Below are 14,413 nucleotides of genomic sequence, written 5' to 3' on the forward strand. Positions count from 1 at the left end.
GGGGAAGAGAATGTCCAGAATTGGAAGATTGCCTATTACGATTCCCCAGGGCGTGAAGATTACCGTGGATCCGACCAACATGGTCCATGTGGAAGGGCCCAAGGGAAAACTGAACTGCGCAGTACACTCGGAAATCAAAGTGGAAGTGAAGGACGGTAAGGTGGAACTGAGCCGCTCGACGGATGACCTGCAGGTGAAGAGCTACCATGGTTTGTACCGCCAGATGATCAGCAACATGATCACCGGCGTGACCAAAGGCTACTCCAAGACGTTGGTCATCAACGGCGTTGGATATCGTGCCGAGGCGAAAGGCAAGTACGTGTTGTTCACGCTTGGCTTCGCCAACCAGATCGAGTTCATGCTTCCGGAAGGCATCACCGCTGTGTGTGAGACCCCAAACAAGGTGACCATCAGCGGAATCGACAAGCAGAAGATCGGGCAGACCGCAGCTGAGATTCGCAGTCTCCGTGCGCCGGAGCCGTACAAAGGCAAGGGCATCAAGTACGAGACTGAGAAGATCCGCCGCAAGGCCGGCAAGACCGCTGCCGCGAAGAAGTAATGGGTAGGCGAAGAAAATGAACAGAGTGATGGATAAAAGAAGAAAGCATCTGCGCCGCAAGCTCCACATCAGAAAGACACTGAGTGGGACGGCTTTGCGCCCACGGATGACGGTGTTCCGCAGCAACCTGCATATGTACGTCCAGGTCATCGACGATGAAGCCGGCAACACGCTGGTTTCCGCAAGCACCGTGGAGAAAGAGCTGGCCGGCTTGAAGAACAACGTGGAAAACGCCGAGAAGCTTGGCGAGATTGTGGGGAAGCGTATGCTTGAGAAGCATATCGACACCGTGGTGTTCGACCGGAACGGGTACATGTACCACGGGATCGTGAAGGGCATCGCCGATGGCGCTCGTAAGAGCGGCATCAAGTTCTAGGGGGATACTGTGGATAACTCGAGAGAAAGAGATCGGGGCAAGGACAAGAACGACGGCTTCACCGAGAAGCTGGTCAAACTGAACCGTGTCTCCAAGGTAGTCAAGGGTGGTAAGCATCCCTCGTTTGCCGCCTTGGTGGTGGTCGGAGACCAGAAGGGGAAAGTCGGGTACGGATTTGGAAAATCCAATGACGTGACCGAAGCGATCCGCAAGGCAACCGACAGGGCCAAGGCTCATCTGATTTCCGTTCCGCAGAAGAACGAGATTCCGATGATCCCTCATGAGATCATTGGCAATTACAAGAGCGCCAGCGTGTTGCTCCGCCCTGCTGTTCCTGGTACCGGAGTCATCGCCGGTGGCGCCGTACGCGCCGTCTGCGACGCTGCGGGCATCAAGGACGTGCTGAGCAAGTCACTGGGCTCGAAGAATTCCATCAACACCGTCAAGGCGACCTTCGATGCGCTTGAGCATCTGTTGGACGGCAAGACGTTGGCGAAGGAACGGGGCAAGAAGTCTCTTGCCGAGTTGTGGGGGTAAGGTATGGCGGAAGCGAAGAAACTCAAGATCACATTGGTCCGGAGTCTCAATGGCGGCCTTCCTGTACAACGCAAGACGGCCAGAGGCCTTGGACTGGGGAAGATCAGCAGTTCCGTGGTGCAGGAGGATAACCCCTCCATCCGTGGAATGATTCGCGTGATCGAGCACCTGGTGAAAGTCGAGGAGATATAACATGGCACAGATTCAAGTACCGGTTGGTGCGCATACAAAGAAGACCATCGTCGGTCGTGGGATCGGCGGCAAAGGCAGAACCTGCGGCAAAGGAAACAAGGGGCAGAACTCTCGTTCCGGTGGCGGGGTCGCTCCGGGGTTTGAAGGTGGACAGATGCCGATGTATCGCCGTGTGGCGCGCAGAGGTTTCTCCAACTACCCGTTCAAGAAGGAATATTTGCCGATTTCCCTTGATGTGTTGAACGCCAACTTCAATGATGGCGACACGGTGACGCTCGATGCCCTGAAGGACAAAGGGTTGGTTCGTGGATGCCGGACTCTGGTCAAGATCCTCTGCGACGGGGAACTGACCAAGAAACTGGTCATTGAAGGGCTGAAGGTTTCCGCAGCGGCTGGTGAGAAGGTCAAGGCTGCGGGTGGCGAGATCAAATAAAGAAGGGCGTTATGGCAAACTCCTTGGTTGAGATGTTTCGGATTAAGGATCTCAGGAAGAAGATTCTGATCACCCTGGGCCTGCTGGTCATCAGCAGGGTCGGGGCGGTCATTCCTATTCCTGGCGTGGATCCCCAAGTCCTGAAAACCTATTTTCTGTCACAGAGCAACAGTTCGAACTTCGGACTAACCGAATACCTGAACTTTTTCTCTGGCGGCGCGTTTTCCAATTTCTCCCTCTTCATGCTAGGCGTCATGCCCTACATCAGCACCCAGATCATCATCCAGTTGTTGCTGTTGATTATGCCGTCTCTCAAGAAGTTGGCTGAGGATCCCTCCGGACAGAAGAAGATTCAGCAGTACACCCGCTACGGGACGATTGCTGTGTGTCTGATTCAGTCATACGTGGTCACGATCTACGCGAAGTCCATTCCGAACGTTCTGACCATGGGGATTGTGCCGTTCACGTTGATCGCGATGCTCACCGTCACGACCGGATCGATGTATCTGGTCTGGCTTGGTGACAAGATCACCCAGTGGGGTGTGGGAAACGGCATCAGCCTGCTGATCTACGCAGGCATTGTCGCCCGTATCCCTGACGCAATGGTCACGCTGGTGAAGAGCGTTTCCGCGGGAACGCTGAACCCGATCGTCGTGGTGGTGGTCCTGGTGATGTTCGTCATCGTCGTCGCATTGGTTGTGTATGAAGAGCAGGGAGTTCGCAAGATTCCGGTGAACTACGCCAAGCGTGTGGTCGGACGGAAGATGTACGGTGCGCAGAACACCTACATCCCGTTCAAGATCAACCCGTCCAACGTTATCCCGGTCATTTTCGCGAGCGCGCTGCTTTCATTCCCATTGCAGATCGCGACGTCCCTCGGACCGCAGGTCCGTTGGTTGGCGCGGTTCGCGAATTGGTTGAATCCGCAGGGAGCCCCCTATCTGATTATCTACACCCTGTTGATCATAGCGTTTGCGTTCTTCTATACCCAGGTGAGCATGAACCCGGTAGAGATGGCGAAGCAGATCCGTGAAAACGGTGGTTCCGTACCAGGTGTCCGGAGCGAGAAGCTGGAAGAGTATCTGACCAAGGTGCTCAACCGCATCGTGCTCCCTGGCGCCATCTTCCTGGCCTTCATCGCCTTGATCCCCACGTTGGTACAGAAGTTGTTTAACTTCCCGTCTTCCGTCGCGATGCTGTTCGGCGGCACGTCGTTGATCATTTTGGTCGGCGTCGACCTCGACACGATGCGGCAGGTGGAAGGGTTGATGAAGATGCACCACTACGATGGGTTCACCAAAGTGGGCAAAAACAGAAGTCTATAGGCTGAGGAGCTTGGAATCATGAAAGTAAGAGCAAGTGTGAAGCCGATCTGTGACAAGTGCAAGGTTGTACGCCGCAATGGCGTCGTGCATATCATCTGCGAGAATCCGAAGCACAAGCAGAGGCAGAAAGGCTAAGGTTCGGCGAAAGCCTACCCGTTAAAGGAAGGAGACCACGAATGGCTAGAATTGCAGGTGTAGATGTGCCGAACAAAGCGGCGAAGATCGCACTGACCTATATCTATGGTATCGGCAGAAAAACGGCAATGGATATTTGCGAGAAGAGCAAGATTGATCCGAACGCAAACATCAACACCCTTTCGAATGATGACTTGGCGGCGGTCCGCAAGGTCATCGATGAGAATTACAAGGTTGAGGGACGGCTCCGCACGGAAGTGGCCCTGAACATCAAGCGCCTTATGGACATCGGCTGCTACCGTGGCCTGCGTCATCGTAAGGGTCTTCCGGTACGCGGACAGCGGACAAGAACCAACGCCCGTACCCGTAAGGGTAAGAAGAAGACCGTAGCGGCGAAGAAGAAATAAGGAGCAGGAAAGAAATGGCGAATACGAAACGCAAAGTGAAGAAGACGGTATATGAGGGGAACTGCTACATTCAGGCGACCTTCAACAATACCATCATCACGATTACGGATTTACAGGGGAATGCTGTTTCTTGGGCAAGCGCCGGCGGGCTTGGGTTCCGCGGTGCCAAGAAGTCCACTCCGTATGCCGCGCAGACCACGTGTGAGAAAGCCGCCAAAGCGGCCATCGACAACGGGCTGCAGGAAGTCAACGTGTTTGTGAAGGGACCTGGTGTAGGGCGTGAGAGCGCCATCAGGACGCTTGGTGTGCTTGGCCTGAAGGTCAAGTCCATCCGTGACTGCACTCCGATCCCCCACAATGGTTGCAGACCTCGCAAGAGCAGAAGAGTGTGATGAGGAGTAAGGAAAGTTATGGCAAGATATACTGGACCTAAATGCAGATATTGCAGAGCTGAGAAGACCAAGCTGTTCCTCAAGGGAGAGCGGTGCCACACCGGTAAGTGCCCGTTGACCGACGCTAGGAATGTAGGGCTTCCGGGCAAAGATCCGCATGCTCGCGCAAAGAAGCCGACCGAGTACGGCCTGCAGTTGCGGGAGAAGCAGAAACTCAAGAGAACGTATTGCATGCTGGAGAAGCAGTTCAAGCTGACCTTCAAGGAAGCTGCCCGTATCCCCGGGAAAACCGGTGAGACGTTGATCAGCCTTCTGGAGTCACGTCTGGACAATGTGGTATTCCGCCTGCATTTCGCAACCAGCCGCAACCAGGCGGCGCAACTCGTCAACCATGGCCATATCCAGGTCAATGGGAAGCGGGTGACCATTCCTTCCTACCGGCTGAAGGCGGGGGATGTGGTCAGTGTCGCCCCGAAGAGCCAGAAGATGGTCGCCATCAAGCAGAGCCTGATGGAATACTCCAAGAGTGGCGTCAATCCGTGGCTCACGTTGGATCCGGATACAATGAAGGGAACCTTCGTTGCCGTTCCGAGAAGAAGTGAAGTAACCGAGCTCGAGAAGATCAACGAACAGCTGGTCGTCGAGTTGTATTCCAAGTAAGGAGTAGTTCATGGCACGCAAAAACCTTCTGAAGGGTTTCAAGAAGCCCAAGGGGATAACATTCGAGCATAGCGCAGTAGAGCCTAATTACGGGAAGTTCATCGCCTATCCGTTTGAGAGAGGCTTTGGAACAACCATCGGCAATACGCTCCGCAGAGTGCTCCTTTCCTCTATCCAGGGGTATGCGGTCACTGCCGTGAAGTTCACCAGTTTCAACGAGGATGGCGCACCCCATCTGATCAGCAGCGAGTTCGAGCAGCTTCCTGGCGTTCGTGAGGATATCACGGACATCATCGCCGCTCTGAAGAAGCTGCAGATCCGGATGCCTGAGGATTCGGAAGGCACGAACCTGCTGATCGAATGCAAAGGGCCGGGCGTCATCACCGGGGCGAACTTGGAGCGTGACCAAGTAGAGATCACCAACAAGGATCTGGTTCTCTTCACCATGATGGATGATGCAAATCTTGAGATGGAAGTCCAAATCGATCTCGGAAGGGGCTATGTTCCGTCCGAATTGAACGAGAAGTACATCGAAGAGATCGGCACCATCCCCATCGATGCGTGCTTCTCTCCGGTCAAACGGGTGAAATACTCCATCGAACCGACCAGGGTTGGCTATCGCAACGACTACGACAAGCTGACGCTGGAAGTGTACACCGACGGGACCATCGCACCGCAGAACGCGCTTGCCGAAGCGGCGAAGATCGCCAAGGATCATTTCCAGATCTTCATCAACTTTGATGAGACCCTGATCAACAGCAACGATGAGGTTGACGAGGAAGAGGAACGGGTCCGCAAGATCCTGAACACTTCCGTCGAGGAACTGGAGCTGACCGTGCGGTCCTCCAACTGCCTGAAGAACGCCAACATCAGGACGATCGGAGATTTGACCAAGAAGACCGAGGATGAGATCGCCAAGACGAGGAATTTCGGAAAGAAGAGCCTCCAGGAGATCAAGGAGAAACTCAAAGAGTGGAACCTGAGTCTCGGAATGACAGACTACAGCGTACTGAAGACCGCTATCAAGGTCCCCGGTGCAGCCGAGAAGAAGGAAGAGGATACAAAGAATGAAGCATAGGATTGGATTCAACGCGCTGGATCGGCGTTCGGCGGAACGCCGGGCCCTGAAGCGTTCCATGGTGACTTCACTGTTCAGATATGAACGGATCGAGACCACCAGGCAGAAGGCGCTTGAGGTCCGCAAGATGGCCGAAAAGATGATCACACGCGCCAAAGTGGATGGCGTCCATCAGCGCCGTATCGTCAGCAAGGATATTGCTGACCAGGCGGTCGTGGACAAGCTGTTCACCGAAATCGCGCCGCTCTTCAAGGAGCGCAACGGCGGATACACCAGAATCCTGAAGACAGGCAATCGTCTTGGCGACGCAGCCGAGATGGTGATCCTGGAGTTGGTGGAGAAGACCGAAGCGGAGAAGAAGAAGGCGGAGAAGAAGGCTGCCACCAAGGAAGCCAAGGCTGAGAAGAAAGCCGAGAAGAAGACCGAGGAGCCGAAGACGGAGGATAAAGCCGTCAAGAAGCATGCAACCTCTGTCCGTTCAGCAAAGGCCAGAGCAGGAATGCAGAAGGCCGCGAGTGTACGCAAGACGATGGCCGGCGGTGCCGGTGGCGGGGACAAATAAGACCCGGATTTCCGTCAAACGTACCATTGCAAGTCAGATATCTGACGAAGCCGCTGTCCTACGGGATGGCGGTTTTTTTGTGCTTGTATGAAAAAACGACGAACCTTGACAAGTACTGATGGCATAACTAGAATGTTACCAATACAATTAGGGGGGTTCCATGAATATTTTAATGTACCTCCTGATTGCGTTTGTTGGGATTGCAATTGGTTGGTTATGCCGTTGGCTGTATGCGAAATTTAAGCTTACGTCGGTGGAACAGCGCGCTGAGCGCCTGAGCCGCGAAGCGATAAAGGAAGCGGAAGCAAAGAGCAAAGAGCTCGTGCTTGAGACTCGCAATCAACTGCTGATAGAACAGCAGCAGCAGGAACGAGAAGAAAGGGAAAGACGGAGCGAACTCCAAAGGACAGAGCGTCGCTTACAGGATAAAGAAGAGAGCCTGGAGCACAAGCAAACCGAACTGGATGCCATAAAAACGCAATTGGGCGAGCAGGAAACTGCGTTGCAAAAGCGTGAGCAGGCGATTGGCGAGAAAGAAGCCAGCCTGATCAAGGAACTGGAAAAGATCGCGTCAATGACCGCTGACGAAGCGAAGGCAGTCATCATGGCGCAGATGCAGGAAAGCGCCAAGCGGGACGCGCAACTGGAGATCAACAAGATCGAACAGGAAGCGCAGCTGACTGCGGAAAAGAAAGCCCGTGACATCATCATTTCCTCCATCCAGAGACTGGCCACCGAAGTGACGGGGGATACCACCGTCGCGTCCGTGTCTCTGCCCAGTGATGAGATGAAAGGGCGGATCATCGGCCGGGAAGGCCGGAACATCCGCACCTTGGAGACACTCACCGGGGTGGACGTCATCATCGATGATACCCCGGAAGCGGTGGTGCTTTCCTGTTTTGACCCGGTGCGCAAGGAAATCGCCCGTGTTTCTCTGGAACGTCTGGTGCAGGATGGACGGATCCATCCGGCACGGATCGAGGAAGTGGTCAACAAGGTGACCAAGGAAGTGTCCCGGATCATCATGGACCAGGGCGAGTCGGTGGTGTTCGACCTGGGCATCAGCAACATGAGCCAGGAAACAATCCGCGCCTTGGGCCGTCTGTATTTCCGTACCAGTTACGGCCAGAGCGTGCTGAACCACAGCAAGGAAGTTGCGTTGCTTGCCGGTATGATCGCCAGCGAAGTCGGGGCGGACAGCCAGCTTGCCATGCGCGCGGGCCTGCTGCATGACATCGGCAAAGGCATCGAGTCGGAAAGCGACGCCAACCACGCCGAGTTGGGAGCGGACCTGGCCAAACGGCTGGGGGAGGATCCCCGGGTGGTCAACGCCATTCTGGCCCACCACAACGATGTGGAGCCCCAGACTCCGGAAGCGGTGATCGTCCAGATCGCCGACGCCATCTCGGCCGCCCGGCCGGGTGCCCGCCGCGAGACGCTGGACAACTACATCAAGCGGCTTGAGTCATTGGAGAAGATCGCCATGAGCTTCGAAGGCGTGGACAGCGCGTTCGCCATTCAGGCGGGACGTGAGTTGCGCATCATGGTGAACAACGAGAAGGTCTCCGACGAGAAAGCGAAGGAGATCGCCAAAGGGATCGCCGAGCGGATCGAAGCGGAGCTCCGCTATCCCGGAAGGATCAAAGTGACCATCATCCGTGAGACACGGGTGGTGGAGTACGCAAGGTAGTCATGGCTGAGAAACGTCTGTTTCGCGCCCTGATGCTCGGGGATGTCTGCGGACAACCCGGGTGCAGGGCGTTGTTTGTAGGATTGCAATCGTTGGTGAAGGAAGTCCGCGCGGATTTCGTCGTCGTCAATGGGGAGAACGCTGCGGATGGGTTCGGACTTTCCGTACCCCAGATGAACCAGTTCTTCTCGTTGGGCGTGGATGTGATCACCAGCGGGAACCATATCTGGCAGCAGGAGGATATCCTGCCGTATCTGGACAGTGAGAGCAGGTTGCTTCGGCCGGCCAACTACCCGGCAGGGGTGAAAGGCCACGGCATCGGGGTGTTCACCTCAAAACTGGGACCGGTCGTGGTGATCAACCTGCAGGGACGGCAGGAACTGCCGGCCATCGATGATCCCTTCCGGATCGGACATGAACTTGCCGTCAAAGCGCGGCGGCAGAGCCCGATCATTCTGGTGGATTTTCATGCCGAGGTGACCGATGAGAAGGAAGCGCTGGGCTTCTACCTGGACGGCAAGGTAAGCGCCGTGGTGGGGACCCATACCCACGTGCAGACAGATGACGCCAAGATCCTGCCCGGTGGAACAGCATACCTGACCGACCTGGGATTCTGCGGTCCCCAGGATTCCGTCATCGGAAGCGACCCCAAAGGCGCGGTGGAAAAACAGCTTTCCCAAATGCCGCTGAGGAACGCCATCGCCGACCACAGCCCGGTGATCCAGGGTGTGGTGATCGACATTGACATGGACAGCGGCAAGGCGCTCTCCATCCAGCGGATCCAGAAAACGTACCTTTGATGAAGAAACGGCCCCTGCTTGACCTTTTGGCGAACCGATATCCTGAAGACTCCCGCGACACGCTCACGGCATACATCGTCTGCCGGAACGTCCGGGTGGCAGGAGAGATATGCGCCGATCCCAAGCGGTTGTTTCCCTGTGACGTTCCCCTTTCCCTTGATTTCGAGAAATATGTGTCCCGCGGCGGCACCAAACTGGAGCACGCCCTCTCTGCCTTTTCCGTTTCAGTGGACGGCCTGGTGATGCTGGATGCCGGCTCTTCCACCGGAGGCTTCACCGATTGTCTTCTCAAGCACGGCGCATCGATGGTCCACGCGGTGGATGTCGGCACCAACCAGCTGGATTGGAGCCTGCGCAGCGACAGCAGGGTCATTGTCCATGAGAAGCAGAACATCATGACCCTTTCCCAGGGGATGTTGCAGCCTCCTCCGGTCGGGGCCGTCTGTGACCTCTCCTTTCGTTCCATCGCCGGGGCCGCGTCCCACATCCTCTCGCTGGTCGGCGGCACATTTCTGATCTCGTTGATCAAACCCCAGTTTGAGACACCCAAGGGCCTTCCCGGCTTCCATGGCGTGGTGGAGGACCCGGTGCTTCTTTCGCATATCATGCGGTCCGTCTACCAGCTTCTCCGTCGGGACGGTGTAGGAGTGAAGGATGTGACCAGGAGCCCGATCAAAGGGGCCAAAGGCAACGTGGAGTATCTGGCGTTGCTGGTGCCGGGAAACGGTCTGGACGAAGAGGCGTTTGCCTCACGGCTCTAAGGAGAACGGTTCTCCTTCCACCAACAGTACGATGGTTTTCACCCCGCCGACGGCAAGCGCCGTGGTTTCCACTTGCGTGAACGCCCGCTGGATCTCTGTGGAGGCGAGGAACGTCTTGCTCAGGTTGATGAACAACACGCGGTTGCTCAAGCTGCAGCCAATGAGGTTTGTCCCCGATGCGATGTACGTCACCGCCCCCTCGGCGATGGCGGCCTGGTCCGGTCCTGCGAGCAACGCTTCCAACGTATCATGATAGACATCACCGCCCATCCGTTTCTGGGTGATGGGAAACAGCTGGATATCTCCGCGGAGGGTGACGAATGCGGCCTGGACGGCGCGATAGCCGGTGGCGACCTGCTTTTCCGTCTGGCTCTCGATCGCCTCAGGTACGCCGCTTTGGGCGATGGAACGGAGGATCACCGGACGGGCGATGATGACCGTCACCGCCATGGCGACGAACCAGATCAGCCAGAGAAGCGGCATGCGGTGGCCTTTGTGTTCCATACGTGGAAGTGTAGTAATTTCTTGTACGCTTTACAACGTTTTGGAATCAAGGGTATGATGTTGTATCATGAGAATCATGACTGGCATCCCTTCTTCATCCGGTTTGGCGGACGGACCCGCGCTGGTCTATCTGCATTCCGCGCTCGTCACCGAAAAGGAGCATATTCCACCTTCCCGGGTACAGAAAGAGGTGGATCGTTTCCATACGGCGGTGGAGAAGGTCTCCATCGAACTCTCCGAGATGGAGGACGACGCGGCGTCAAAGGATATTCTTGAGACGCACCGCATGATGCTGGGGGATCCTGAGTTCATCCGCGCGGTGGACACGATGATCCAGAACGAGCAGGTGACGGCCACTTGGGCGGTGAAGGCGACGATCGATGAGATGACCAAACCGCTGGTCTCCAGCAAGGACGCCCTGTTCCGTGAACGTGCCGCCGATTTCGAGGATGTTTCGCTGCAGATCATCCGGGTGCTGCAAGGCCAGCCCCAGCACGGTCTGTCCCACCTTGACCGTGACGTGATCCTGGTTGCCGACAAACTGCTGCCTTCCGAACTCTTTTCCATCGACAAGACCCATGTGCTGGGCATCGCGCTGGACGGCGGCGGCTCCACCAGCCACATCGCCATTCTGACCCGTTCGCTCCGCATTCCCACGGTGCTCGCCCTGGGGTCGTTCAGCTCCAAGGTGCACAGCGGCGACGAGGTGATCGTCGACGGCAACTACGGCGAGGTGTTCGTCCGTCCTGAACTGAGCACCCGGCAGATGGTCAAGGAACGGAACGAGCGGATGGAGCGGGAGCATCACCAGCTGGATGAGCTGTCAAAACTGCCCACGGTGACCCAGGACGGACACGCCATGGTGATCCTCTCCAACATCGAGATGGTCCGTGAGGTCCCGCTGGTCAAGCAGGTCGGCTCGGATGGCATCGGGTTGTACCGCTCCGAGTATCTGATCATCGAAGGCGGGGAGAAAATCTCCGAGGACGTCCAGTTTGAGAACTACAAGTCGGTCATCCAGGCGATGGCGCCCCAGCCGGTGACCATCCGTACGTTTGACATCGGCGGAGACAAAGTGGTCCCCGGCCTGGGCATTGACGAGCAGAACCCCATTCTGGGGTGGAGGGCCGTCCGCTTCTGTCTTGCACGAAAGGACATTTTCTCGGTACAGTTACGCGCGTTGCTCCGCGCCAGTGTGTTTGGAAAACTCAGGATCATGTTCCCGATGATCAGCGGCGTGAAGGAGCTGGATGATGTCCTGGCCGTGCTGGAGCATGTGAAGCAGGGGATGGATGCCCAGCACATCCCGTACGACCATGACGTGCAGATCGGGACGATGATCGAGGTACCGTCGGCGGCCTTGTGCGCCGATCTGTTGGCGGGGAAGGTGGACTTCTTCTCCATCGGAACCAATGACTTGATCCAGTACACGTTGGCGGTCGACCGCGGCAATGAGAAGATCGCCTACCTGTACCAGCCGTTGCACCCCGCCGTGCTGCGGTCCATCAAGATGATCATCGACAAAGGGCACGCCGCCCACATCCCGGTGGGGATGTGCGGAGAGATGGCGGGCAACAGTTTCCTCTCCCCGTTGCTGTGCGGATTGGGACTGGATGAATTTTCGATGGACCCCCAGTCGGTGCTGGCGGTGCGACGTAGCCTGAGAATGGTGACGTACGCCGAATGCCAGCAACTGGCCGAAGCCGTGTTACGGCTGGACGAAAGCGAGGCCATCAAAGCGTACATGAAGGATTGGATGGAACACCATGAGCGAATATCAGAATGAGACGGGCAAGATTCCTGTCGTAGCGATCATCGGACGGCCCAATGTCGGCAAATCGACGTTGTTCAACCGTCTGCTTGGCAAACGGCGGGCCATCACCAGCCCGGAACCCGGGGTGACCCGGGACGCCATCGAGGAACGGTGGTATCTGGGCAACCACCCGGTCACGCTGGTGGACAGCGGCGGCATCAAGCAGGAGAAGGAAGGATTGGACGACCTGGTGACCGACCGGAGCGTCTCGCTGTTCGCCTCCAGCGACGCCATTTTGTTTTTGATGGACTGCACCGAGGTGACCGGAGAGGATCGCCAGATCATGGAAGATCTGCGTCCCTACACCGACAAGGTGGTTTTGGTGGTCAACAAGGTGGATGATGAGAAGCGGCAGAACCTGGTCTGGGATTTCTTCCAGTACGGGTTCCAGCGGGTTGTCGGCATCTCCGCCGCCCATGGTCTGGGAATGGATGAACTGGAAGACTGCCTGATGGGCATGCTGGATCTGACCACCGTGGAGGAAGCGCCGGAGAAAGAGGCGACGGTGAAGATCGCCATCATGGGCAAGCCCAACACCGGCAAGAGCACGCTGACCAACCTGCTGGTCGGGGAAGAGGTGTCGCTGGTCAGCGACATCCCCGGCACGACGCGGGATGTGGTCCAGAGCCGCTTCACCTACAAGAACACCCTGTTCTCCGTGATGGACACGGCGGGAATCCGCCGCAAGGGGAAGGTCAGTGATGACGTGGAGTACTACTCGGTCAACCGGTCCATCAAGGCGATCGAGGAAGCGGACGTGGTGCTCCTGATGATCGACAGCGAGGAAGGCATCTCCGAACAGGACAAGAAGATCGCCAACCTGGTGGTACGCCGCGGCCGCGGCATCATTCTGGTGCTGAACAAGATCGACCTGCTGCATGGCCCGCAGAACCAGCTGAACGCCATCGAGGACCGGACCCGGTACCTGTTTCCCGTCCTGGGATTCGCTCCGCTCGTCCCCATCTCCGCCAAAGACGGAAAGAACATCGGCAAGCTTCTGGATACCGTATGGGCTGTCTGGAGACAGAACAACAAACGGGTGGAGACGGCGCAACTGAACGTCGCCATCAAGGAGTGGGGGGAGAAATACCAGCCACCCCGCGGAGAAGCCGGCCATTACAAGGTGTACTACGGCACGCAGGTCGGGGTGAACCCGGTGCGGTTCCTTCTGTTCGTCAACCGGATCAAGGACTTTCCGCCGATGTACATCCAGTATCTGAAGAACTGCATCCGGCGTGATCTTGGCTTCACCATGATCCCGGTGGAGGTGGATCTCAGGGAACGGACCCGCAATCCATCGTTGCATGACCGGGCTCCCAAGGCCCCGTCGCTGACGGATATCAAGAAGAATGCCGCGGCCAAGGCCGCCCCGCGCTCCGGCGGCCGTGCCAAACCGCGTCCCCGGCCGGTCAAGCCAGGCAACAAGGCGGCGTTGGGAAAAGCGATCGAACGGGCGCAGAAACGGGCGAAGTCGAGCGCCTCCAAACGTGGATCCTGAGATCAAGGTCGTCGCGTTCGATGTCGACGGCACGCTGTATGGGAAATGGTCCTATCTGTGGCGCATGACCCTGAGCGGTTTCCCTGATCCCTTGCTGGCCTGGGCATACAACCGGGCCAGGATACGCTACCGGGAGGTGCAGGGGACGGATCCGGTCCTTCCGGAAACCAGGGAAGGGTACCTCCGCCGTCTGTCCCTTCTGATGCTGAACGCACTGGGAAGAAAGCCCAGTGAGAAGGCCATCGCCCGGATCACCCGGCGGGTGGAGCGGCAGATGTACCACCGCTGGGCTGTGCTGTACCGAAGCGTCCATGGACGGAAGGGAATGCGCTCTGCCGTCGAAGAGCTCCACCGCATGGGCTACCGGATCGCCATCCTGTCGGATTTCCCGTTGGTGGAGAAACTCAAAGCCCTGGGCATCGCCCCATGGGTGGACGTCGCCCTGTCCAGCGAGGATATCGGATACCTCAAGCCGGACGGGCGGGTGTTTTCCCGTCTTCTTGACGCCATCGGGGTGCCGGCAGGGCAGGTGTTGTACGTCGGGGACAGTTATCACAAGGACGTTCTGGGAGCCAAAGGGGCGGGAATGCATACCGTTCTGCTTTCCCGAGGCCGTCGAAGCGTGTACCCCGAGGCGGAATATGTGGTACATTCTTTTCAGAGACTGATTTCCTTGTTTCGGTAATGGAGG

Annotated in this window: 19 protein-coding genes; 18 read left to right on the forward strand and 1 reads right to left on the reverse strand. The window is 57.1% G+C overall.

Translation table 11 applies throughout. The features are described 5' to 3' along the window. The first annotated feature begins 10 nt into the window (after positions 1 to 10). The 15 genes from rplF to LKE28_06935 all read left to right on the forward strand — a co-directional run bounded on the left by rplF (position 11) and on the right by LKE28_06935 (position 9,907). A complete protein-coding gene (rplF, locus tag LKE28_06865; protein ID MCH3907952.1) occupies positions 11 to 559 on the forward strand; it encodes a 50S ribosomal protein L6 in 549 nt (182 codons plus the stop codon). A gap of 16 nt (positions 560 to 575) precedes the next feature. Continuing rightward, on the forward strand, positions 576 to 935 hold the full coding sequence (rplR, locus tag LKE28_06870; GenBank protein ID MCH3907953.1) for a 50S ribosomal protein L18: 360 nt from the start codon (positions 576 to 578) through the stop codon (positions 933 to 935). A 9-nt stretch (positions 936 to 944) separates the two neighbouring features. Beyond that, on the forward strand, positions 945 to 1,472 hold the full coding sequence (rpsE, locus tag LKE28_06875) for a 30S ribosomal protein S5 (GenBank protein MCH3907954.1): 528 nt from the start codon (positions 945 to 947) through the stop codon (positions 1,470 to 1,472). A gap of 3 nt (positions 1,473 to 1,475) precedes the next feature. Continuing rightward, positions 1,476 to 1,664 (forward strand): 50S ribosomal protein L30, encoded by a 189-nt coding sequence (gene rpmD / locus LKE28_06880; GenBank protein MCH3907955.1) that lies wholly within the window; start codon positions 1,476 to 1,478, stop codon positions 1,662 to 1,664. A gap of 1 nt (position 1,665) precedes the next feature. Next, complete coding sequence (gene rplO, locus LKE28_06885; GenBank protein ID MCH3907956.1) at positions 1,666 to 2,097, forward strand: 50S ribosomal protein L15; 432 nt, start codon at positions 1,666 to 1,668, stop codon at positions 2,095 to 2,097. Positions 2,098 to 2,108: 11 nt separating this feature from the next. Further along, complete coding sequence (secY, locus tag LKE28_06890; protein MCH3907957.1) at positions 2,109 to 3,422, forward strand: preprotein translocase subunit SecY; 1,314 nt, start codon at positions 2,109 to 2,111, stop codon at positions 3,420 to 3,422. A gap of 18 nt (positions 3,423 to 3,440) precedes the next feature. Next, positions 3,441 to 3,557, forward strand: coding sequence for a 50S ribosomal protein L36 (gene rpmJ / locus LKE28_06895; GenBank protein MCH3907958.1), 117 nt, complete (start codon positions 3,441 to 3,443; stop codon positions 3,555 to 3,557). A gap of 41 nt (positions 3,558 to 3,598) precedes the next feature. Beyond that, positions 3,599 to 3,964, forward strand: a complete 366-nt coding sequence (gene rpsM, locus LKE28_06900; GenBank protein MCH3907959.1) for a 30S ribosomal protein S13 — start codon at positions 3,599 to 3,601, stop codon at positions 3,962 to 3,964. Positions 3,965 to 3,978: 14 nt separating this feature from the next. Next, the gene (rpsK, locus tag LKE28_06905; GenBank protein ID MCH3907960.1) at positions 3,979 to 4,356 is read left to right on the forward strand and encodes a 30S ribosomal protein S11; all 378 of its coding nucleotides are present in this window, start codon (positions 3,979 to 3,981) and stop codon (positions 4,354 to 4,356) included. 18 nt (positions 4,357 to 4,374) lie between these two features. Beyond that, positions 4,375 to 5,016, forward strand: a complete 642-nt coding sequence (rpsD, locus tag LKE28_06910; protein ID MCH3907961.1) for a 30S ribosomal protein S4 — start codon at positions 4,375 to 4,377, stop codon at positions 5,014 to 5,016. Positions 5,017 to 5,026: 10 nt separating this feature from the next. Beyond that, positions 5,027 to 6,094, forward strand: coding sequence for a DNA-directed RNA polymerase subunit alpha (locus LKE28_06915; protein ID MCH3907962.1), 1,068 nt, complete (start codon positions 5,027 to 5,029; stop codon positions 6,092 to 6,094). Beyond that, on the forward strand, positions 6,084 to 6,656 hold the full coding sequence (gene rplQ, locus LKE28_06920; protein ID MCH3907963.1) for a 50S ribosomal protein L17: 573 nt from the start codon (positions 6,084 to 6,086) through the stop codon (positions 6,654 to 6,656). The genes LKE28_06915 and rplQ overlap by 11 nt, the downstream gene beginning before the upstream one ends. A 160-nt stretch (positions 6,657 to 6,816) precedes the next feature. Continuing rightward, positions 6,817 to 8,346 carry a ribonuclease Y gene (gene rny, locus LKE28_06925; protein ID MCH3907964.1) on the forward strand — a complete coding sequence of 510 codons (1,530 nt, stop codon included), beginning with the start codon at positions 6,817 to 6,819 and terminating at the stop codon, positions 8,344 to 8,346. Positions 8,347 to 8,348: 2 nt separating this feature from the next. Next, positions 8,349 to 9,146, forward strand: coding sequence for a TIGR00282 family metallophosphoesterase (locus tag LKE28_06930; GenBank protein MCH3907965.1), 798 nt, complete (start codon positions 8,349 to 8,351; stop codon positions 9,144 to 9,146). Beyond that, positions 9,146 to 9,907, forward strand: a complete 762-nt coding sequence (locus LKE28_06935; protein ID MCH3907966.1) for a TlyA family RNA methyltransferase — start codon at positions 9,146 to 9,148, stop codon at positions 9,905 to 9,907. Before LKE28_06930 ends, LKE28_06935 begins: the two co-directional genes overlap by 1 nt. Here the strand turns inward: LKE28_06935 and LKE28_06940 are convergent. After that, a complete protein-coding gene (locus tag LKE28_06940) occupies positions 9,896 to 10,411 on the reverse strand; it encodes a GerMN domain-containing protein (protein MCH3907967.1) in 516 nt (171 codons plus the stop codon). The genes LKE28_06935 and LKE28_06940 overlap by 12 nt on opposite strands. A 67-nt stretch (positions 10,412 to 10,478) precedes the next feature. On the opposite strand from LKE28_06940, the gene ptsP reads away from it, so the two are divergent. Genes ptsP through LKE28_06955 form a run of 3 tightly spaced genes read left to right on the forward strand, consistent with a single transcriptional unit; the run spans position 10,479 to position 14,407 of the window. After that, complete coding sequence (gene ptsP / locus LKE28_06945; GenBank protein ID MCH3907968.1) at positions 10,479 to 12,197, forward strand: phosphoenolpyruvate--protein phosphotransferase; 1,719 nt, start codon at positions 10,479 to 10,481, stop codon at positions 12,195 to 12,197. Next, a complete protein-coding gene (der, locus tag LKE28_06950; protein MCH3907969.1) occupies positions 12,178 to 13,722 on the forward strand; it encodes a ribosome biogenesis GTPase Der in 1,545 nt (514 codons plus the stop codon). The genes ptsP and der overlap by 20 nt, the downstream gene beginning before the upstream one ends. After that, on the forward strand, positions 13,712 to 14,407 hold the full coding sequence (locus tag LKE28_06955) for an HAD family hydrolase (GenBank protein MCH3907970.1): 696 nt from the start codon (positions 13,712 to 13,714) through the stop codon (positions 14,405 to 14,407). The genes der and LKE28_06955 overlap by 11 nt, the downstream gene beginning before the upstream one ends. The last annotated feature ends 6 nt before the right edge of the window (positions 14,408 to 14,413 follow it).

The organism is Sphaerochaeta sp. (genome assembly GCA_022482495.1).
Taxonomy (GTDB): domain Bacteria; phylum Spirochaetota; class Spirochaetia; order Sphaerochaetales; family Sphaerochaetaceae; genus RUG023.